The organism is Bradyrhizobium sp. IC4060 (assembly GCF_020193715.1).
Lineage (GTDB): Bacteria > Pseudomonadota > Alphaproteobacteria > Rhizobiales > Xanthobacteraceae > Bradyrhizobium > Bradyrhizobium yuanmingense.
In genome coordinates, this window is record NZ_JADYVJ010000005.1 from 71,097 (window position 1) to 93,002 (window position 21,906).

A 21,906-nucleotide genomic window follows, 5' to 3' on the forward strand; every position below is an offset into this window, starting at 1 on the left:
GAACGCACAGAGCGTCTTGGGCCTTGAGGAACGCGGCCTATTACAATGCAGAGGCTTGGAGCTCCCTTCGCAACGCGCAGGCGACCCGCTCCTGGTCTTCCTCGTTCATCTGCGCGTAAATTGGCAACAGAATCGAATTGTCCTGCGCGAACTCGGAGTGCCGCAGATCGTGGCGGTGCTTGTCCTTGGTGTAGGGCGTTTCCCGGTGCGAGCACATAATGCCGCGTCGAGTCGCGATGCCCTGATCGAGCAGGCTTTGCATGATCTTGAGCTGGTCGACGCGGTCCGGCAGCCCAACGCAATAGCTCTGCCAGTTGGACCTCGCCCATTCGGGCTCGATCGGCAGTCTCAGGCCTCCGAAATTGCCGAGCATTTCTCGATAGCGGGCCGCGATCGCGCGGCGTCGAGACACCAGTGCAGGCAGCCGCTCGAGCTGCTCGCGTCCGACCGCGGCCTGTATATCGGTCATGCGGTAGTTGTAGCCGACTACCAGATAGTCCTCGAAGATCACCTGCTGTGAGCCGTGCCGCACGATGTCCGGAACGCTCATGCCATGCTGGCGCAACAGCCTGAACTTATGGTCGAGCTTCGCATCGGAGGTGGTGAGCATCCCACCCTCGCCGGTCGTGATGACCTTGCGGGGATGAAAGGAGAAGCAGGCGATCCGCCCATGCGGCTTGCCGACGCGCTCCCAGCTGCCATCCACTCGGATCTGGCTGCCGGCTGCGCAGGCCGCATCCTCGATCAAGATGATGCCCTGGCGATCGGCCAGCGTGGCGAGGGCTGTCAGATCGCAGGGCATACCCATCTGGTGGACGGCGATCACCGCGCGTGTGCGCCGAGTGATCGCTTCGGCAACCCGGTTAGGGTCGATATTGTATGTACCGGGATCAATGTCGACAAAGACCGGAGTCGCGCCGCAATACCGGATGCAATTGGCCGTGGCGATAAACGAGTGGCTCGCCGTGATGACCTCGTCGCCAGGCCCAATCTCCAGGGCGACGAGCGCCAAATGCAGGGCGGTTGTGCAGTTGGAAACGGCGCAGGCATAAGGCGCACCGACCAGGGCCGCAAAATCGCGCTCGAAGGCTGCCACCTGTGGGCCCTGCGAGACCCAGCCGGAGAGTACAGCTGCGCGAGCTGCGTCGGCCTCCTCCTCAGCAACCAACGGTAATGCGATCGGAATCACGGGATTATCGCCCTCCTGCTGGCGAGCCGCCCAGACCAACCCCTGCCCGGACTTGGCGCTACATCGATCTCAGAACTGGCGCGACGATCTTGAGCTTTCAAACCTGACAAGGGCATCAAGGACTATTCCTATTCCTGGAGCGCGATGCGGCGTCGCGATTTATTTGTCATAGATTATTATATTAAGTCAATTAACCCAACGACAATAAATCAATCTAATGTAGATATCTGCCACTGTCGGGGGCAGCTTCAGGCGCCAACCTGCCTTCCCTGCAGCCGATGCGCACGACACTACGGTCGCGTAGCCGAGCGTCACGCGACACCACCGCGTCAGCGCAGATGGTCGCCCGCGGGCAACTGCGATCCAGTCCCCCTCGAGGAGGCATGACTATCATCCACTTTCAAGCTTGAGGTAATCATGCAAGCAATGCCTTCACGAGAAATCACGATGCGCGAAGACATGGAGCTGCTGGTCCAGCTGTGACGGCATTCCGACCGCCAGGAAACTCATAGCACCGCGCCTGTGTAATGAGGTCCCTCAGGTCGCGCCAGATGGGGCCACTGCGTCAGCCAGAGGTCGGCGCAATGACCAATACGGTCTCCCGACATCGAAAGCTGCTCGATGTTGGCGATGCTGTCGAGCCAGATAGTGCGCGCACCCATCATTTGTCCAAACCGTAGTGCCAAATATCCCGGAGCGGCACCCGTCGAAACGACGATGTCCGGCCTTTCATTCCAAACGATCCAGGCCATTCTGCGCGCCGCCTTCAACAGCGCGATTTTGGTCCACCGGTTAGCATCATTGACAAGGTAGAATTTGTGGTCGGGCACCTGGGCTTGATAGGAGTCGTGGACGGTGACGAACGTGACTTCGCAATGCTCGAAGGCGGGTTTGATCCGCAACAGCTGCACCCAATGGCCCCCACCCGAAGAGACCGCCAGCAGTTTCGGCCGAGTGCCGGGTGACCGCGGCGTGTTGTTCTTGAGCAACGTCTTGCGGTGAAAAACCGGGCTGAGAAGCATGGGCTGGCCTCCCTAGAACGCTGCAAGCTCGCAAGCTCCCATGAACGGATCGGGTCCTCGGCGCCTGCATTTAATATTTTAATTTAAATTAACATGCCGCCATTTAAAATCAAGCGATTATATGCGCGGCACGTCCGATTTCCTGTCAGGCCAGCCGAATTAGACTCTTACTTGATTGAATCTGATAGTACCGCACGGGAAGTGTCGTCGCGTTGCCAACGATGAGCTCCAAGTCGGGAACCCAGGGTAGCCTTACAGCGAGCGGCAATGTTGACCCCACAATAAATCAATAGTCCGGCCCATAAGCGAGGTTCCTTGAACAGCGCAATGAGCGCCCGGCCATTCGCCGGTCCTTTGTTGACGCGCAGTTCAGGAAAGCGCCGGGCGAGCTCGAATGTTCCCCTGTAGGCACGAGTTCTGACGGCGATAAGCTGCAGCAGAGTGCGTGGGGCGAATACCGTGGACCTAACGCGGGGCAGTGTCTCCCGCTCTTCTGGTCTGAACTGAAGTCGAACAAAGGTGTCATCAGCGGTGATGTCTGGAAATTGGCCGAACCGCTTGCGTCCCGCCTCAGATAAGGCATACACGCCAGAACCGCCGATACCCTCACGCGAGGATGGCAGCCGTGACCGGATTCCGAAGTATTTACGGACGAGCCAGGAACAGCCTGCCAGATTGATGTCGGCTGTAGGCGCGACCGCCAAAACGCCACCTTCGTCGAGGCGGCTTGCCAAAGCCAGAATGGCATCAACGGTAATCAAAATATCGGCATCAACATAAATCCGCGGAAAAACGTCCGCGATTTGATCGCCAAGGTTCAGTGCGTGGGTCTTCCTTGCGATGTTCGATTCCATAACATTGACGGCTGGGCCGAAACGCCGGGCGACGTTCGCAGTGTCGTCTGAGCACCCGTTGCAGACGACGACCACACGGATCTGGTCCGAAGCTGGGTTGCCAACCCATTGCCTCAACGTCCGTGCGATCACAGAACTCTCATTGTGGGCTGGGACGACGATCGAAATCATGAATGGTCCGGTCGAGATCGATCAAATTTGCGTACCTCTCTGAGGCTGCCACAGGTTCGATCAGCCTCATGGGGTGGTTCAGCCTCACAGGCGATGGCTTTGCGCGGGCGCCGCACAGGCATCGACCGAGCCGACTACAGGGGCGAACCCGTGCTCACCCCGTCTGCGGACTCTACCGAACCTAGCCGGATGGCAGGGCCGCGCGTTCCGCCTCGGCCTCGAACGCTCCGACGCCCAAGCAGAGAGAACGGCCAGGCGCGCCGCTTCGGTCTCTTGATCTGCAAGTAGCGACATTGCGATCGGAATCACGATGCCGCCGCCTGCCGCTGATGTTCCGAAGCGAGCTCGCGCTCGGATCGCCACCATTTCACGAGATCTGCGAGCCCTTGCTCCAGCGAAACCGTGGTGCGGAAGCCCAGCAAACGCTCTGCCTTACCCGTCGAGGCCAGCCGTCGCGGTACTGGATTGACCGAGCGCTCCGGCGCGAATTCAGGCGTGAGGCCGCGGTGTCCCATCACCGACGCAAGTACCGTAGCCAGCTCGGTCAGGCTTGTTTCAGTGCCGCTCCCGACGTTAAAGACCTCATCGGTAATCTTTGCCCTGGCGGCAAGGATGTTGGCACGCGCGACGTCGCGGACGTGGACGAAATCCATGGTCTGACGGCCGTCGCCAAAGATAACGGGAGGCAATCCGGCTTCCAGGCGCTCCATCCAGCGGATCAAGACCTCGGTGTACCGTCCGTGGATGTCCATCCGGCTGCCATAGACGTTGAAATACCGGAATGCCACATAGTCGAGGCCGCATGCATCGTTGAAAGCCCGCAGTAGCCCTTCGTTAAACGCCTTGGCGGCCCCATATAGGGTTCGGTTATTGTAGGCATTCTGCCGCTCTGTCGTCGGAAACTCCTCGGCCATGCCATATACCGATGCCGAAGAGGCCGCGATGATCTTCTCAATATCGTGCTTGATGCACAGCTCCAGCAGGTCGTAGGTGGCATCCACCATGACCTCCTTAGCCAGGCGCGGTTCGGCCGCACAATGAGTGATGCGGAGCGCGGCCTGGTGAAAGACGATGTCGGCAGCCTTGACCAACGCTTCCATCAGCTTGCGATCGCGAATGTCGCCGTGAACCAGCCTTACGGGCCCACGCCCGAGCGCCCGCCGGAGATTTTCCGGCCGGCCTCTGATCATGTTGTCGAGGGCAACAATCTCGATGCAGCCCTCGTCGCAGAGCAGATCAACGATGTGGGAGCCGATAAATCCCGCCCCGCCGGTGACCAGAACGCGTTTACCCTTGATATCGATCAAGACGCTCTCCTGTTGTGGGACCATGTCATGAAGCTTTGTGGATGCTCCGACCGGGTGCTGATGTCTGCGCTAGGCCGCAGCGCCGCACTCCTCAATATTCCGACAACCTCGGCCGTCCGTTCCGGCGGCAACTCGGGATAGATGGGAAGAGAGAGGAAGTCGTTCGCGAGCATCTCAGTGACGGGGAGATCACCGGCCCGATAGCCGAGTTCTGCATATGCCCTCTGCAGATGCACTGGGACGGGATAGTGAATCCCGGCGCCAATCCCGGCATCACGCAATCGGTTCAGCGCGTCGTCGCGGCGCTCCGATCTGACCGCATAGACGTGATACACGTGGCGGGCGTACTGGGGCGGCTGGGGACGCGCGAATGGAAGACCAGAAAGCAGCGCATTGTATCGCTCAGCCAGCGACCGACGTGCGTCCGTCCAATGCTCAATATAGTCCAGCTTGACATTCAGTACCGCGCTCTGGATTTCGTCCATGCGATAGTTGTATCCGGCAATGACGTGGTCGTACTTCGCCTCCTGCCCCCAATCCCGCAACAGGGACACGCGGCGTGCGAATTCAGGCCGGTCGGTGACGACCGCCCCACCCTCGCCAAACGCTCCGAGGTTCTTGCCCGGATAAAAGCTGAAACATCCCAGATCGCCGATCGAGCCTGCGCGACGTCCGCGATATTCCGCGCCGTGCGCCTGCGCGGCGTCCTCAATGACGACCAGCCCGTGACGACGCGCTATGGCCATTATCGGATCCATGTCGGCCATCAGCCCGTGGAGGTGAACTGGCAGAATCGCCTTGGTTCGCGGTGTGATCGCAGCTTCGATCAAGCTGGGATCCATCGTCCATGTTACCGGGTCAACGTCGACAAATACCGGCCTGGCGCCGCTGTAGAGAATAGCTGCGGTTGTTGCGACGAACGTCATGGAGACCGTGATGACTTCGTCACCGGATCCGACGCCGGCCGCCAGCAAGGCAAGGTGAAGCGCCGAGGTGCCACTGTTCACCGCGCGGCAAGCGGTGGTCCTGCAATAGTTTGCAAAGCGTTCCTCGAAGGCTGTGACCTCGGGTCCGAGCACAAAGTGCCCGCTACTGACGACCCTCGCCACTGCGGCGTCGATTTCCGGCTTGATCTGGCTGTATTGCGCTTTCAGGTCCAGGAAGGGTATCAAGATTCAAAGCCTTGATTTGATCGACATTATATCAGCTATTTAAATCCCACTATTAAATTTAATCAAGCGTTAAATTCAAGCAGAATATATATTACCGGTGATAGTCTTTCTGAAGCGGCTCTGCTGAGCTACGACCGCTTGGCACCCCGTCGTCAGCGGCGGCCAGAATCCGAGCAGGCACGCCGGCCACGACTGCGCCGGGGGGAATGTCCTTTGTCACCACCGCTCCCGCACCTACGGAGGCCCCCTCTCCGATCGTCACGCCGCATAGAATGGTCGCATTCGAGCCGATGGATGCTCTCCTACCGACGTGAGTGCGCTGAAGTGTCCAGTCCGAAGCCAGCTGAGGACGACCATTTGCGGTTGTCGCCTTCGGATATTTGTCGTTCGTGAACATCACACCGTGGCCGATGAAAACTTCGTCTTCGATCGTGACGCCCTCGCAGACGAAGGTATGCGACGAAATCTTACAACGCGCACCTATCTTTGCCCCCGCCTGAATCTCGACGAAGGCTCCAATCTTGCTCTCATCGCCAACGGTGCAACCATACAGGTTCACCAGCTCGGGATGAAATATCCTGACGTCACGGCCTAGCTTCACATCCTTCGTTATAGGCATGGTTGTCCTCCAGATTATGCCGGACGTGATCGACGCAGCCTCGGCGCACTCCGGAAGAGCCCGTCTGCAACGTGGCGAAGCTGATGCAGCAGCGGATGGCCGGTCATTGTCAATCCGCACCACCAGCCGAGGCCGGCAATGGGGAACGACAGTATCAGGCCGGTCAGGGAAGTAAGCATGCCCGCTTCGATCAATGCGGCGCAAGCCAGTACACCGGGGGCCATAGCGAACGTCACCAGGCCGCTCTTCAGAGAGGCGCGGAAAAACTCCCCTGAACTGAAGGCCAGATGACGTTTGAGGAAATATATCACCACGGCGGTCTGGAACGGCAGTGTTGCGAGGGCCGCGCTTGCGACAGCCTCTACGCCGAAAAACGATGCGCCCAGAACGACCAGAAGCGAAGGTGGTAGCGAGATGAGCGAAGACACCAAGGCGTCGCGTACGCTTCCAACAGCGAGGAACACGGGATAGGTAAGGCAAGCCGCGAATAGCGCAAGATTTGCAATGCAGAGAATGCGGACCAAGGGAACTATTTCCAGCCACGTCTGCCCGAGCCAAATCAGAACGATCGGCTGAGCCATGAGCGCGACAAAAATCAAGAACGGCCACTGCACAGCCGAAAGGAGTTCAACTGCCTCGAGATAGACGGCCTTCAGATCCGCCCCTGCCCTGCGTTGTGCGACAATCGCCGGCATAATGACAGGATTTAGAGCCTGCGCGACGAGCCGGTCGAACATTTGTGTCAGATTGGTAGCCCGGGTGTACAGACCGACAGATCCAAAATCCAGGATCTTGGCGAGCAGCAGCTGCGGCGCCAGATTGTAGACGAGATTGATGACGCTGACCGCGCTGGAGTAAAGACCGAAGTTGACTACCTCGCGATGCCCGAGCAGCGATGGACGCAAGACGCCCCAGTCCCGATGATTGGCAAGCAGCATCACGGTGAATACAATGCTCCCCGCCAATCCGCCCCAGATTGGCGCCATGTAGCTGAATCCCGCCATCGCAAGCACGATCGATGCGACGGCCGTCGCCGCTCCGGTTGCCAGGTTGCACACGGCCAGCGTGCCGAATTTCATGTCGCGGCGGAGCAGAGCGGATGTTGTCCCGTGAAACGGGACTAGAACAAAATTCAGCGCCGCCACCTGGATGCCCTTTCTGAGACTGTCCTGGGCAAAGAGCTCCGAGAGCGGGCCCGCAAGCACGAACAGCAGAAGCGCAATTGCTACCGATATTCCGAGCGTGATGGTGAACGCGGAGCGAACGTCCGCCGTGGATAATTCACGCTTCTGAATCAGATAGTTTCCGCCCCCGAACTCAAAAAAGGATGCGCCAATCACCGTCGTGATGGCAGTGACGACTGCATAGACCCCGAATTCTGCCGGCGAAAGCAGACGAGCGAGGATAGCGGTGGCAACGAAGACCAGGATAAGGCTGCCATAGCGGTCGGCCGCTGAAAACAGGATGGAACGTTCTACCGAATTCATCGCGAGACCGTCGCGCTGTTCGCGGATACCGTGTCGCCCGCCAATGCTTCAAACCGTCGCCGTCGCACGTTCCGGACTCCTGTACTCCTGCCGTTTCAGTAGGACCGGCTTGCCGTGTTCGGCGATCGACCGAGATGCAGCCTCCAGGACCTCGATCACCCGCAGTCCGGACATGCCACTCGAGATCGGTGGCGTCCCATTGCGCACACAAGCGATGAAATGCTCGACCTCGACCTGCAGCGCTTCCTTAGGAGCGACGTGGGGCGCCCACATATCTCCAGCCCGATAACCGATCCGGAATTGATGGGCGTGATCGGAGGGGCCGTCCACGGTGATACCCTTGTCATACACCTTGATCTTTTCCGTCGGTTCAAGATCGTCATAGACGATCATCTTCTTGCTGCCTCCAATGAACGTCTGGCGGACCTTGATTGGCGAGAGCCAGTTGACGCTGATATGGGCAACGCATGTGCTATCGAAGAACAATGTGATATGGGCCATGCTTTCCGGCGAGCCGGCCACATGGCACGATCCCGTCGCCGAAACTGCAACAGGCCTCTCATCCAAGATATGGTGGATAATCGAAATGTCGTGCACCGCTAAGTCCCAGATCACGTTGACGTCGCTCTGGAACAGGCCAAGGCTGGCCCGCGTGCTGTCGTAGTAATAGACTTCACCGAGCTCCTTCTTAAGCAAGAGCTCGCGGATTTTCCGCACGGCCGGCGTATAGACGAAAGTGTGATCCACGCTCAGTATTAGACCGCGCCGAGCTGCCTCATCGATCAGGCGTCGGGCCAGATCTGAACTTTGTGCCAGCGGCTTTTCAACCAGAACGTGCTTTCCCGCCTTGAGCGCGGATAGCGCCAATTCATAATGTGTATGAACCGGCGTAGCGATGGCCACGGCATCGATGGCCGGGTTCTTGAACAATTCGTCGTAACAGGACGTCGTTATCGCTCCCGGATAAAGACGCTTGCTGGTCGCGAGCTTCTCCGGATCAAGGTCGCTTATACCAACTAGACGTACCGAAGGATGAGCAGCGAAATTGCGGACCAGGTTCGGTCCCCAATAGCCGTATCCGACAACCCCAATGCCAACTGTATCGTTCGACATAACTGCACCAGTGATCAAAACTCGCGTGAGGTTTTCAACTTGCTAGGTTAGTTCGACAGTCCTGGCGATGGCCACACCGCTGACCTCCGCGGCCAAGTGAACACGGACAGACGCGCAGTGTGTCTAGGACATTCCAGCTCACGGTTGCCATGGCGACGTCGAGCAGGGCGGTGCGCTTTTGGCAATCTTCGTTGCTGGCTTAGGCGGAGGTCTCCGTCATCGTTACGGCACGACTGGACAGGAGAAGAGGCTCGGCCGTATTGTATTTTCATATCCACCGCCTAAGCTGAAGCGCTGTTAGGTCCGGAACGAACATGTCCCGTTTCGATGAAACTCCGAATTGCCATGATCAGCTGCGGCGATGCTTCACCACCGAGGCGTTCGCATCGATTGACGATGTCCAACTGATCCAATTTGTCCGTTAATTCCCGTTCTTCGAAAGCGACCTCAATACGGCCTTGCGCGGCGAACTGTTTTGCCGTTGCGATCTGATGATCGTTTCGGTGTTCACCCAGGCTCGCACGGCGTGGCATGACGATAATTCGTTTTCCGAGCTCGAGGGCGGTGATAATGGAGCCCATGCCTGCATGAGCGATCACCACGCTTGCCGCCTCGACGCAACTTTTGAATCGACTTGGGTCAATGAACCGCTCGGTACGGATGTGCTTGAATGGATAGTTTGATGGCCCGATCTGAGCGAAAACATCGCTCCTTGCGCGTGCACCGGCCCATTCGTCGACCGTTCGGATCAGACGGTCGAATTGCACTTGCGTTCCGACTGTTACGAAAATCATAACGCGAGTCCTTCATAGATGCGTTTGACATGCGAACAAGGTGACGTACCGCCACCACACGCGACTTGGCTCCTGACAAATGCGGTCCGGCCATTCGCGGTGGAATTACATACGAGGCGACGCCCACTGCGCATGCGAAGATGTCGAACGCCGGCCAGCCCACAACCGCGCTCGCGAGATCGACGGTGTCGGCCATACCTTGAGTATCGAAGGACCATCGCAAACATCCACGCACGCACCGCAACCCTCTGCAGAACAATGTATTATTCAATCGAAACAGCATTTAATTATTATTCTATAATACCGTCCGGGCGGTTATTTTCAAGAAGATAAATAAATTAAAATTTTAGATCCGTCCCTATTTTCTCGCGGTATTTGTTCGCGACTTTGAAGCTTTCGGCCCCGCGGTTGACGATATGGAATGAAACAGCGTGCGGCGCTCTTGCCCTCCACCGCCGCGACTTCCTCCGTCAGTTCGATGCAAGTGCCGACACGCGCACCCGACAGCGCGCGCAGCACTCTTCGACAATCGCCTGTAATGCCACCCCGAAGGCATACTTCGGCCCTGAAGTGCAGTCAGCTGAGGGACGTTGGACGAAGTATCTGCTAAGGCCTAGTGCTCTCAGGCGGCAGGTGGACAGACAAGCAACACATTGAGCGTTTGGAGATCACGCCTCCTGCGAGCGATTTTACTGGTCGGGAAAGATCCATCCAGACGATGGGTGTGCGCCCGGCGGCCATGTTCGGGCTGCAGCACCAAGCCTCAAAGGGCGTAGTTCGACTCTCGCGAGCGCGCGCCCTCTCCGGATGAGGACTGATCTACCTGAACCGGCATCTACGCTGAATTACCTAGTACTCCCGGATGCTTTCATCCAGTCCGCGTAGCAATGGATAGAGGAAGTAGGAGATCACGGTGCGCTTGCCGACTTTCAGTTCGGCCGTCACCGCCATACCCGGAATCAGTTGAATGCGTTCAGCCGGCAGCCGAAGGTGCGTGTCCGACAAATCGACCAGTACGCGGTAATAGGGAGCTGGCGCGCGGCGCGCACCTTCGGCCTTCGTATCCGGGGAAAACGTATCCTGACTGATGACGCGGACTTCTCCCGTTGCAGTTCCATACTTCTGGAAGGGAAACGCTTCGAACTTGATCCGAACCGACTGTCCGAGCGCCACCTGACCGATATCCCGCCCCTCGACGTTGACCTCCGCCTGAAGCGGCACGTCGCGCGGAACCAGAACAAACAACGTTTCGGCCTCGCGAACCACCGAGCCGACTGTCCGGTTCGCGATATCCAGCACCACGGCATCTGCCGGCGCCTGCAGGATGATCAACTGTCGACGAAGCTCGGCCTTCTTCAATTCCTCTGCCGCGCTATTGCGCTTCGGCAGCGTCTCCACCAGTTCCTGATAGGTGGTGCGACGAAACTCCTCGGCGAACACTTTCTGATCAGCGCGGGCCTTTTCGAGCCGATGGGTACTATCGGCGATACTGCCGCGAACACGCGCCAGATTGCTTTCGACCTCGAGCCGAGCATCGCGAGACAGCAGGAAGTTCAGCCTCGAACCGACCTCCTTATCCATCAGCGTGGTCCGCATCGCTTCAATCGAACGCATCGTGTCGAGCCGTTGAAGGAGAACCGCCTCTTCATTCTGTGCCGTCTTGAGATTGGCTTGCGCGGATGCGATCTGTGCGTCGTAGTTCTGAATCTGCGCCTCGTAGGCGGCTCTCCTCTGCAAGAACAGCTTGCCTTGCAGGATCTGATCCGCGTTCGTCAGCTCTTTGACGGCATACTCGATTCCGTTCAATTCAGCGCTCAGACGATCGATCGACGCATCGAATCCAGCCACTCTGCCGCGCAGTTGGTCGAAATCCGCCTGCGAAAACGTCGGATCGAGCGTCGCCAGAACGTCGCCGCGGTTGACGCGATCACCGGCCTTGACGTGGATCTCGCGTATGACCGACGTTTCCAACGGCTGCACGACCAGGTTGGGACGCGTCGTGGTAAGTTTTCCCTGCGCCGTGACGATCATCTCCACCTGCGAAACGGAAGCCCAGATGACCACGAAAGCAATTAGTGCAAGTACGCCGTAAAGGATGAAGCGCGCGAGCCGCGGTGGCGCTTGCTGCTCGAGTTCGGTCGCATCGGACTGGAACTCGGCGATGACTGGCGCTCGCCTCGGTACTGGCCTGAATAGCTTGCGGCGGCGCTCGACCGATCTGGCCGGAACGAGACCGTTCGGATTCACATCCGCGCGTGATGGACCAGTCTCCCTCATGCAATCTGCTTCATCTGTTGATTCCACAAATGCCTGTAGATAGTGCATTTCGACAGGAGGTGGTCGTGGCGATCCATATCGACGATTCGGCCGCGGTCCATCACCAGGATCTGGCTTGCTTCGGTCAGCATCGACAACCGATGCGAGACGACGATAACGGTACGTCCTGCCGCCAAACGGCGGAGATTGCGCCTGATGATCATTTCGCTTTCGGCATCGAGGGCACTCGTCGCTTCATCGAAAATCAAGATCCTTGGATTGACGATCAGAGCTCTCGCAATCGCGAGCCGCTGCTTCTGCCCGCCGGACAGGTTCGATGCATCCTCCTCAAGCATGGTGTCGAAGCCACGCGGCAACCGTTCGATGAACTCGTCGGCGCCTGCGAGCTGAGCTGCAGCGACGACCTCGGCAAAGGTGGCATCACGTTTCACGCAGGCGATATTGTCGCGAATCGTCCCGCGAAACAGGAAATTGTCTTGCAGGACGATCCCAAGGTTTCGGCGCAGATGCGCGAGGTCGAGCTCCCTCGAGTCATATCCGTCGATGCGCAGCAGCCCCTGCTGCACCGGATACATGCCCGAAATCAGCCTGGTGAGAGTCGTCTTGCCTGAGCCGCTCCGTCCCACGATCCCGAAGATCGATCCTGGCTCGACGGTAAAGGAGACATCATCAAGCGCCGGCGATCCCTCGGATCCGTAGCGAAAAGAGACACTTTCGAACTCGATTTTGCCGGCAAGGTCGGGCCGCAGCCCATCTTTCCGACCGTCGCGCTCAGGCCTCTGATTCATCACCTCGCCGAGCATTTTCACGGCAAGAGCCACTTCCTGGTATTCGTGCACCATGGTCACGAGCTGGACCAGCGGTCCGGAGACCCTGCCGGCCAGCATATTGAAGGCGACCAACGCGCCGATTGTCATTTCGCCGGCAAAGACATCGAGTGCCCCGACGGAAATGATTCCGAGCGTCATGATCTTCTCCAGAAATCCGGTAAGCGCCTGGGCGCCTGCGGAGATCTTCTCGACACCGAATCGCATGGTCACGGACTGCGCGCAGCGGCTATCCCACACCCTGCTCTGCACTGGCTCCATCCCCAGCGATTTCACGGTGCGCATGCCGTGAACTGTTTCGACGAGGAGAGCCTGCCGCGCACCTTCCGCTTGATATAGATCGTACAGTCGTCGTCGAAATGGACCCATGAGCAGGCCGACGACGGCGCCGCTCGCGGCGGTGAAGGCCAGGACCATCAAAGTCAATTTGACGCTATAAAGCGCAAGGACCGGCAGGAAGACGAACAGCGAAAGCGCATCGAGGGTCGTCAGAAACAAGCGCCCGGTCAGAAACTCACGGATCCTCGCCGCCTGCTGCATGTGCTTGACCAGGACTCCGGCGGCCATGTGCTCGAAAAACGTAACCGGTAGCCCGAGGAGATGACCGAACGTCTTCGTAGCGACGCGAATGTCGACCCTGTTGGTCGCATATAGCAACAAGTAGCGCCGCAGAAAGCCGAATATCGCGTCAAAGACGAGCGCTACGGCCGCTCCTACCGCGAGTACGTACAGAGTGGTGAAGCTTTCGTGAACCAAAACCTTGTCGATGACGAGCTGGAAAAATATCGGGATGACGAGGCCCAACGCATAGAGCAGGATGGCGGCAATGGCGACGTCCCTGAACAGCCGCCATTGAAGAAGCAGTTCCGGCACAAACCACCGGAGGCCGAAACTCCCTCGGCCATCCTGTGTCAACTGCTCGCGCTTGATCAGGATCGTGTCACCGGCCCACTGCGCACAGAATCGATCGCGCTCGACAACCAAGACCTCGTGCTTGCGGTCGGCGAGCGGGTCGAAGATGCTGACGACCTCGGTGCCATCAGTTCGCCGTCCCGCACCAAGAACGGCGATCCAGTTGCCATTGGCGAGCCTCGCCAGCGCCGGATAGGCCTCTCCAAGATGAATCAGCGCGCCCCAATCCAGCTTCGTGCTCCTCGCGCGCAGGCCTGCATCCTTCGCCATGCGCAGCAGGAGATTCAACGAGAGCGGGCCGGCTACCGCATACGCATGCTTCAAGCGTTCGACCGGCAGATCTATGCCATGGTGACTGGAAACCTTGGACAGGCATTCCAATGCCGTCTGGGTCGACAATCCGGGCGCGGGCGCGTCCGCAACCCGGTCCTTCGCGCCGCCAGCGGCATCGATGTCAGCGGAAGTTCGAAGAGACATTCAGAGACCGTGTGTTGTGCGCCAGCGCATCACGTACTCCCGACGCACCGTTGTGCGATTGAGCTGGCTGGTTCCGCCGGACGACGCCCGCATCGACCAGGCCCTGGAGCGCCTTCTGCATTACGTCGACCGAGTTAGCGAAAGATTCGACCGAAAAGATCAGCCGCTGAGAAAATACGCGCTTCGGAGCGTTGTTGGCGTCACGCTCTGTCGGTGAAAGACTGACCAGATCGACGCGGACGATGGTTCCACTGACGGTAATTTCTTCGATTCCATCGGTATAAAGTTCGGCGTGCATCTTACGTCTCCTATGCTGCTAGCTGAGGTCTGAACAGGACGTCTACGGCGTAACTCGTCGCGTTGAAACTGCTCGTCGGGAACAAACTATCGGTCCCATACGCGTAAACGCCGTTGCCGCCGCTCGACGACGACGACGGAGCCGTTAGCGGTCCACTCGTGAGGGAGCTGGCGAAGAGGTTTGGATCCGCAGAATAGCCCCCCGCACTGTGGTAAGACGCAATATACGTGGTCCCCGCCGCGATCGTCACCGGAGTGCTGAAGCTGACCTGCTGCCAGCCACTCGCCGTTTCGTTGGTGAACGTGGCCGTCGCCAGAAGCGCGCCGGTACTGCTCCACAGATCGGCAACGTGCGTACCCGTGTTGGACGGTCCCTTGTAGAAGCGTAGCCCGATGATATCACCTGGGGCGGAGGCCTGGAATTTCATACCAACCTCGATCGCCTGCCCATCGTTGGCCGATACAACACTCGGCGTGGGATTGGAGCTGAACAGGCTAACGACGTTGGACGATGGGGCATGCACCGTCACGTTGACGGAGGCGCTTGCAGTGCCGCCACGGCCATCTGAGATGGAGTAGTCGAAAGAAGTCGGTCCGGTAAAGCCGCTCGCTGACGTAAACGTCACCGAATTGTTCTGGGCGTTGAAGCTGGCGGTCCCATTAGCGGCAGCGCTCACGCCAGTGATCGTCAGAGCGTCTCCGTTCGGATCGGTATCGTTGGCAAGCAGTGCCGCCCCGTCGATAGTGAGAGGGACGCCTTGAGTGGCGTGGAAGCCGCTGTCAGTCGTAGCCACCGGTTGCTGGTTGCTGCCGCTGGTTCCGTTGAAGACGACGTCGACCCAGTAATTGCTGGCGTTGTACGTGCTGGTCGGGAACAGATTGCCGGCGCCGTAGGTGTAGACGCCGTTGATGCTCGCAGGAGCCGTGAGTGGACCGCTGGTGCGCGCGGTGGTGAAGTAGTTGGTGGTGGACGCATAATGACCATTGCTGTGAAAGCTCGCCACATAGGTCGTGCCAGCCGAGATGGACACGGGATTGCTGAATGTGACGGTCTGCCAGCCACTGCTGCCCTCGTTGGTGAACGTCGCACTCGCCAGCAGCGTGCCGGTACTGCTCCACAACGAGCCCGTATGAGTCCCGGGGTCGTTTGCACTCTTGTAGTACTTGACGCCAGTGATCGTGCCGGCCACGGAGGACGTAAATTTCACGCCAAGATTGACTTGCGACGCATCGGAATCCGACAGGATGGCCGGCGTGTCCGAGCTCGAGAACAGGCTCACGGTTGAGGGCGTTGTCGTCACCGTGAGATTAAACGTCTCGCTGGCTGACAGGCCGCCGAGATCGGTGGCCGAGGCCTTGATGCTGAGGGTGCCAACATTGCTGGACGTTGGTGTACCGCTGAAGGTCCGCGTCGAGGCGTTGAAGGTCAGCCATGCGGGAAGTGCCGTGCCGTCGGCGGCTGTCGCCGTGTAGGCGAGCGAATCCCCGGAATCGACGTCGGTGAAGGTACCCGCAGGCAGCGTCAACGAGAATGGCGTACCGACCGTTGCGGTCTGATTGCCGGTCTGGGCGGCCAGCACCGGCGCGTCGTTGGCGCCATGGATTGTGACGGTGAGTGTGGACGATGCCGTGGCGCCGGCGGCGTCGCGCATCGTGTAATTGAAGATATCGCTGAGCGTGTCGGTCGACTGCCGCAAGGCCTGCACGGCCGCATCGGTCTCGTTGACCGTATATGTGAAGCCGCCGGAGGCATTGAGCACAAGGCTGCCGTGCGCTCCAGACAGCGCTGAACCGAGTGTGCCGCCGGTCGAGCCGAAGCTGACGGCGGTGACCGTCTTGGTGTCGCCCGCATCGGGATCGGCATCGTTGGTCAGCACGTTGCCAGTCGCCGCCGTGCCACCGACGCTGTTGCTCACGCCGCCCTTTTCGGTGGCATCACCGGTGTCGGCGACCGCAGTTGGTGCCGTATTGTTGGGACTGGAGGAGCCGTTGAAGACGACGTCGACCCAGTAGTTGCTGGCGTTGTACGTGCTGGTCGGAAACAGGTTAGCGGTGCCGTAGGTGTAGACGCCGTTGATGCTCGCAGGAGCCGTGAGCGGACCGCTGGTGCGCGCGGTGGTAAAGTAGTTGGTGGTGGACGCATAATGGCCATTGCTGTGAAAGCTCGCCACGTAGGTCGTGCCAGCCGAGATGGACACGGGATTGCTGAATGTGACGGTCTGCCAGCCACTGCTGCCCTCGTTGGTGAACGTCGCACTCGCCAGCAGCGTGCCGGTACTGCTCCACAACGAGCCCGTATGAGTCCCGGGGTCGTTTGCACTCTTGTAGTACTTGACGCCAGTGATCGTGCCGGCCACGGAGGACGTAAATTTCACGCCAAGATTGACTTGCGACGCATCGGAATCCGACAGGATGGCCGGCGTGTCCGAGCTCGAGAACAGGCTCACGGTTGAGGGCGTTGTCGTCACCGTGAGATTAAACGTCTCGCTGGCTGACAGGCCGCCGAGATCGGTGGCCGAGGCCTTGATGCTGAGGGTGCCAACATTGCTGGACGTTGGTGTACCGCTGAAGGTCCGCGTCGAGGCGTTGAAGGTCAGCCATGCGGGAAGTGCCGTGCCGTCGGCGGCTGTCGCCGTGTAGGCGAGCGAATCCCCGGAATCGACGTCGGTGAAGGTACCCGCAGGCAGCGTCAACGAGAATGGCGTACCGACCGTTGCGGTCTGATTGCCGGTCTGGGCGGCCAGCACCGGCGCGTCGTTGGCGCCATGGATTGTGACGGTGAGTGTGGACGATGCCGTGGCGCCGGCGGCGTCGCGCATCGTGTAATTGAAGATATCGCTGAGCGTGTCGGTCGACTGCCGCAAGGCCTGCACGGCCGCATCGGTCTCGTTGACCGTATATGTGAAGCCGCCGGAGGCATTGAGCACAAGGCTGCCGTGCGCTCCAGACAGCGCTGAACCGAGTGTGCCGCCGGTCGAGCCGAAGCTGACGGCGGTGACCGTCTTGGTATCGCCCGCGTCGGGATCGGTATCGTTGGTCAGCACGTTGCCAGTCGCCGCCGTGCCACCGACGCTGTTGCTCACGCCGCCCTTTTCGGTGGCTTCAGCGGTGTCGGCGACCGCAGTTGGCGCCGTATTGTTGGGACTGGAGGAGCCGTTGAAGACGACGTCGACCCAGTAGTTCGAGGATTTGAAGGTATTCGTCGGGAACGTGCTTCCGGATCCGTAGGCATAGACTCCGTTGCCGACAGCCGGAGCCGTTAGCTGCCCGTTGGCAAGCGATGTCGTGAAATAGTTCTGGGTTCCAGAATAGTTGCCGTTGGTGTGGTAGGATGCGACATAAATGGTGCCTGCCGTAATCGTCACAGGCGTGGAGAAGTTGACCTGCTGCCAGCCGCTGGCTGTCTCGTTCGTGAACGTCGCAGTTGCGAGCAGAGTTCCGGTCGAGCTCCAGAGATCCGCAATATGGGGACCCGTATTCAACGATCCCTTGTAGAAGCGCAGGCCGGTTATCGTCCCGTTCACCGATGCGGTGAACTTGACTCCGACTTCGACGGGGCTGGTATCCCCGGAATTGGGGACGCTTGGCGCATCATTGGTGCCGAACAGGCTCTGCGAGGAGACCGGATAGTTGACCTTGAGGGACACTTGGCCGGAACCACTTTGGCCGCTCGTGTCTGTGATCGTGTACGTGAAACTCGCCGCGCCGGCATAGCCATCGGTAGGAGCAAAGGTCACCGTCTGGTTCTGCGAGTTGTAGCTTACGCTTCCGTTGACCGGGTTACCGACGCTGGTAAGCGAGAAAGCCAGCCCGGAGGGGTTGGTGTCGTTCGCAAGCAACGTCGATGCCGCGATATTCAGCAAGCCATTCTGGGTAACCGTGAAGCCACTGTCGCCATTAGCTTGTGGCGACGCCACGCCTGAATCATCGAAAACGACGTCTACCCAATAATTCGGAGCTTTCGTCGAGGAAACGGTGCCGGGGAAGGTCGGGCCGCTGCCATAGGCATAGACACCGTTGAGACTGCTACCCGGCGCGGTGAGCGCACCTTTCGTAACGCCTCCATAACCGATGAAGTAGAAGTCGGTCGACGAATAGTGACCGGTGTTCGCGTGGTAGGAAGCAACATACGTCGTGCCAGCGTTCACGCTCACAGGCGTGGCGAAATTGACCTGCTGCCAGCCGCTCGCGGTTTCGTTGGTGAAGGTGGCGCTCGCAAGCAGCGTGCCGTTTGCGGTCCAGAGATCTCCGATGTGGGTGCCAGTATTCTGAGGCCCTTTGTAGAAGCGAATGCCGGTGATCTTCCCCGACACGGCCGGGACGAATCTGACGCCGAGCTCAACCGAGGCGGAGTCGCTGTCTGAGAGCAACGCAGGCGTATCGGTACTACTGAAGAGTGTCAGGTTGGAAGATGGTGTGACCGTGTAGGTTGCGCCCGCACCGGATGTTTCCAGGTTCAGGCTGTCGTCGACCGCCCTGGTTTTGAGATTATAGGTCCCTTTGGCCCCTGTGACGAACGTGTATGACCAGGTCACGGTCGCCGCGCCGACATTGCTGTTGGTTGGGTGCCAGGTGTTTCCACCATCTGTGGAAATTTCGACGCCGGCAATCTTTCCGCCCGCGTCATTGGCCGTCCCCGTCACCGTGATCGATTGCCCCTCGACAACGCTGGCAGCCGAGAGATTGCCGATACTAGACGTCGGCGCCGTGGTGTCGGTCGACCGAATCGCGGCCGTCAGGTTTGCTTGCAGCGTCGCCGGCTGAACGCCCATATCAGCGAAAAGGTTGACCATCGCCTGCTGGACATTAGGGTCTACCGGAGTCGCAGGTCCGTCGTGGTCGCTTGCAAGCGCCCACGGCCAGTTGATCGAACCGGCCGAGAATATCAGTGCGCCACTGACGGGATCCCGATGCAGCACGAGATTGTGGGTTGCCGTGCCGTTTGCGAACGTGTTGCCATAATCGAGGAGAAGCTGTCCATTCACCTGCAATGTGGTAGATGAGACACTCATCAACCCCGCTGGGCGAAATCCGTTGTCCGGCGCCGTGTCCCATTCAACGCCTAACAGGCCAGGTACGAGCGAGGCGGTCTGCCCGGGTGACGTTTGCGCGACAGCCGTATTGCGCCAGAAGCGCAACTGGGTCATTGGATACGGTATCGTGATCGTATCGTACCGGAATGCGTTGACCGCGAACAATGTACCGGTCAACTCGTTCGAGGGGAGAGGCGGACCGAACCGCGGGTCAGAGAAATTGCCGGTCGCCTGTCCTGTTGGATCAATCAACGCATTTGCGTGCGTATCCTTGTAGCTAATGAGTGTGCGATTGGCTGATCCGCTGCCATCGATGCTGGGTGCCAACCTTGTTTTCCAATAGATCTCGTTGCCTGTGAGAAATGCAAGGTTCACGCCAGCATGCGCTGCGGCCTGTACGTTGGCACGCTGAGCTTCGGTCCAATACTCGTCGTGCCCCGCGTCCATGAAGATTTTGTGATTGAGCAACAACGAGCCGTTTGTCGCAGCATCGATTCCCGAAATGTAAGAAACGTCGTACCCGTTTTGCTCGAGCCACTGAATGGCCGCAAACTCAGCCGTGAACGGGGAGTCTCCCCCCTCGGAAAAAGTTCCCTCGCCGTCACGCGTTATGAGGGGGCGATTGTAACTGACCGCGTAGGCTGATCCACGGACGCCCGGACCATTCCCGAAATATAGGTTGGCCCCTCCCCAGCCATTGTAGGCTTGCCAGTCCTGATCACTTGTCTGGAGGACGATGTCGCTGTGCGAAGCGTCGTTCCTTATGATGAATGGGATCTGGAAAATCTCGGTGCCGTTGACGACGCTGGCTATGTAGACGCCCGAGACCGCATCGGCCGGTACGCTCCAGGAATCGGTCACGCTCCAATTGCCGGCATCGACGAGCCCGGTCGACGGATCGCGCAATGGATCGGGTTGGACGACCGCCGTTGCGGCCTGATGCTGCAGGCTCGTAACCAGCCTGGCACCATCGCCGCCGTAATAGCCGAGCCGGTAGACATCGACGCGATAGTTCGGGTTGCCGGTCAGGTTGTTGATCTTGAATTGGACCGTCCCTCCGACATTGGTGCTGATTGCTGTCGCAAATCCTTCTGTCAGAGTTGAATTCTCGCCCGGCTGAATCTGCCAGACACTCTTCGGCGTACCTGGCTTCTGGTTTTCCAGTACAATGGGATTCGTGGGCGGATCGGAAACAATGGTGCCTCCCTGCCCATCGCTTTCAAAATTCCAATTCAAGTCCATCCCCGAGAACAGCAAGGAGACATTGGCCGCACCGTTGCTGAAATCGACCGTGCTGATATTCGAGCTATTGTCGTATTGGACGGTCGCCGACATCGACGATGTAAAGGGGAGATCCTTCAAGTCGATGAGGTTGCCTGGCGCAAGCGGCGCTCCCGGCGACGAGCCCGCGATCAAGCCGTGGAAGTTGGCCGACTGATCGAGGACAAGCGTGCCAGTTCCCGTTTCGAACGACACCGTTATGCCGGAGAACGATCCATTCAAGAACTGGCCGGAAACCGAACCTCCGATCTCCAAGATCGCCTTGTCTGCAATCTCGAAAGATCCAGTACCGCTGACGTCACCCCTGAACTCCCCGGTCGGAATGCGATTGCCGAGGAACGCTCCAACCTCGACTGTCCCATTGTTCAGCACATCGCGTTCGACGATAAATGGCGAGCCGGCATCCAACGAAAGCGTCGCACCTGCATCGAGGATTAGACTCCCAATATCAACACCGCCCGAGCTCGTGACGACATACGTTCCGGCTGCATCGAGGAACGCAGCGTCGATGGTGCCTGGGAGCCCGGCGCTCCAGTTCGCTGCGACATTCCAGGCTCCGTCAATCGGATGCACCCAGTGAGTGGCGCCTGGGGTGGAAGTCGATTGTGATTTCCGCGCCGCTTCGCTCGCCACAAATGAGAGCGTTGGCGTCAGGCCATTATGACCGCTCGTCAAAGACGTCGAAGATAGCAGCGCAGGCAATCGCGACCGGGAAGGTGCAGCGAAGAGAGCGGGCAAAACGCCGCGCAAGCCCGCCGAGTCGGCCCGATGCGCCTGTTTGAAGAACGCGGCGTCTCTCACTGGAGCGAATGATCCGCTTACTGATCGATCAACAACCCGCGGAGCCCAGAGGCCAAGTGCGTCGAAACCCGTGAAAGCGCTCGCGACCGGCGATTCCTGCCAAAGGGCTGGAATATCCTGCTCCCAAAAAACGTGCCGAGTTCCCCGGCCGAAGGCGGTCGCCTTTTGAATCAGCATGAGCATACCGATTAAATGAATAATCGCCTCCTAATATTTTAATTACATTTTAAACCATGGTCAATTCAATACATATAATTTAAGCCGGCTTCGATA

13 protein-coding genes are annotated in these 21,906 nt (G+C 59.0%); all 13 read right to left on the reverse strand.

All coding sequences use genetic code 11. From position 1 onward, the window contains the following. Window positions 1–40: 40 nt before the first annotated feature. The 13 genes from I6F16_RS18575 to I6F16_RS18635 all read right to left on the reverse strand — a co-directional run bounded on the left by I6F16_RS18575 (window position 41) and on the right by I6F16_RS18635 (window position 21,810). Window positions 41–1,189: a DegT/DnrJ/EryC1/StrS family aminotransferase gene (locus tag I6F16_RS18575; protein WP_225114278.1), complete on the reverse strand. Its 1,149-nt coding sequence runs from the start codon at window positions 1,187–1,189 to the stop codon at window positions 41–43. Window positions 1,190–1,695: 506 nt separating this feature from the next. Beyond that, a complete protein-coding gene (locus I6F16_RS18580) occupies window positions 1,696–2,211 on the reverse strand; it encodes a UDP-N-acetylglucosamine--LPS N-acetylglucosamine transferase (RefSeq protein WP_225114279.1) in 516 nt (171 codons plus the stop codon). A gap of 167 nt (window positions 2,212–2,378) precedes the next feature. Further along, on the reverse strand, window positions 2,379–3,236 hold the full coding sequence (locus I6F16_RS18585) for a glycosyltransferase (RefSeq protein WP_225114280.1): 858 nt from the start codon (window positions 3,234–3,236) through the stop codon (window positions 2,379–2,381). Between the two features lie 305 nt (window positions 3,237–3,541). Continuing rightward, window positions 3,542–4,534 (reverse strand): NAD-dependent epimerase/dehydratase family protein, encoded by a 993-nt coding sequence (locus tag I6F16_RS18590; protein ID WP_036029234.1) that lies wholly within the window; start codon window positions 4,532–4,534, stop codon window positions 3,542–3,544. 5 nt (window positions 4,535–4,539) lie between these two features. Beyond that, window positions 4,540–5,715 carry a DegT/DnrJ/EryC1/StrS family aminotransferase gene (locus I6F16_RS18595; RefSeq protein WP_036029178.1) on the reverse strand — a complete coding sequence of 392 codons (1,176 nt, stop codon included), beginning with the start codon at window positions 5,713–5,715 and terminating at the stop codon, window positions 4,540–4,542. A gap of 91 nt (window positions 5,716–5,806) precedes the next feature. Further along, window positions 5,807–6,334, reverse strand: coding sequence for an acyltransferase (locus I6F16_RS18600; RefSeq protein ID WP_036029176.1), 528 nt, complete (start codon window positions 6,332–6,334; stop codon window positions 5,807–5,809). 14 nt (window positions 6,335–6,348) lie between these two features. Further along, window positions 6,349–7,821: a lipopolysaccharide biosynthesis protein gene (locus I6F16_RS18605; protein ID WP_036029173.1), complete on the reverse strand. Its 1,473-nt coding sequence runs from the start codon at window positions 7,819–7,821 to the stop codon at window positions 6,349–6,351. A gap of 48 nt (window positions 7,822–7,869) precedes the next feature. Then, window positions 7,870–8,934, reverse strand: a complete 1,065-nt coding sequence (locus I6F16_RS18610; RefSeq protein WP_036029172.1) for a Gfo/Idh/MocA family oxidoreductase — start codon at window positions 8,932–8,934, stop codon at window positions 7,870–7,872. Window positions 8,935–9,215: 281 nt separating this feature from the next. After that, on the reverse strand, window positions 9,216–9,728 hold the full coding sequence (locus tag I6F16_RS18615) for a glycosyltransferase (protein ID WP_036029170.1): 513 nt from the start codon (window positions 9,726–9,728) through the stop codon (window positions 9,216–9,218). 849 nt (window positions 9,729–10,577) lie between these two features. Then, window positions 10,578–12,005 carry an HlyD family type I secretion periplasmic adaptor subunit gene (locus I6F16_RS18620; protein WP_074448161.1) on the reverse strand — a complete coding sequence of 476 codons (1,428 nt, stop codon included), beginning with the start codon at window positions 12,003–12,005 and terminating at the stop codon, window positions 10,578–10,580. After that, window positions 12,002–14,221: a peptidase domain-containing ABC transporter gene (locus I6F16_RS18625; protein ID WP_225114281.1), complete on the reverse strand. Its 2,220-nt coding sequence runs from the start codon at window positions 14,219–14,221 to the stop codon at window positions 12,002–12,004. Before I6F16_RS18625 ends, I6F16_RS18620 begins: the two co-directional genes overlap by 4 nt. After that, window positions 14,199–14,519 (reverse strand): hypothetical protein, encoded by a 321-nt coding sequence (locus I6F16_RS18630; RefSeq protein ID WP_057029412.1) that lies wholly within the window; start codon window positions 14,517–14,519, stop codon window positions 14,199–14,201. The genes I6F16_RS18625 and I6F16_RS18630 overlap by 23 nt, the downstream gene beginning before the upstream one ends. A gap of 10 nt (window positions 14,520–14,529) precedes the next feature. Further along, window positions 14,530–21,810 (reverse strand): DUF4082 domain-containing protein, encoded by a 7,281-nt coding sequence (locus I6F16_RS18635; RefSeq protein ID WP_225114282.1) that lies wholly within the window; start codon window positions 21,808–21,810, stop codon window positions 14,530–14,532. Window positions 21,811–21,906 lie beyond the last annotated feature (96 nt).

Coding starts and splice junctions, on each gene's coding strand:
- I6F16_RS18580 (WP_225114279.1), bottom strand. CDS start 2,211: ATGCTTCTCAGCCCGGTTTTTCACCGCAAGACGTTGCTCAAGAACAAC.
- I6F16_RS18630 (WP_057029412.1), bottom strand. CDS start 14,519: ATGCACGCCGAACTTTATACCGATGGAATCGAAGAAATTACCGTCAGT.
- I6F16_RS18610 (WP_036029172.1), bottom strand. CDS start 8,934: ATGTCGAACGATACAGTTGGCATTGGGGTTGTCGGATACGGCTATTGG.
- I6F16_RS18615 (WP_036029170.1), bottom strand. CDS start 9,728: ATGATTTTCGTAACAGTCGGAACGCAAGTGCAATTCGACCGTCTGATC.
- I6F16_RS18600 (WP_036029176.1), bottom strand. CDS start 6,334: ATGCCTATAACGAAGGATGTGAAGCTAGGCCGTGACGTCAGGATATTT.
- I6F16_RS18620 (WP_074448161.1), bottom strand. CDS start 12,005: ATGAGGGAGACTGGTCCATCACGCGCGGATGTGAATCCGAACGGTCTC.
- I6F16_RS18605 (WP_036029173.1), bottom strand. CDS start 7,821: ATGAATTCGGTAGAACGTTCCATCCTGTTTTCAGCGGCCGACCGCTAT.
- I6F16_RS18625 (WP_225114281.1), bottom strand. CDS start 14,221: ATGTCTCTTCGAACTTCCGCTGACATCGATGCCGCTGGCGGCGCGAAG.
- I6F16_RS18635 (WP_225114282.1), bottom strand. CDS start 21,810: ATGCTGATTCAAAAGGCGACCGCCTTCGGCCGGGGAACTCGGCACGTT.
- I6F16_RS18585 (WP_225114280.1), bottom strand. CDS start 3,236: ATGATTTCGATCGTCGTCCCAGCCCACAATGAGAGTTCTGTGATCGCA.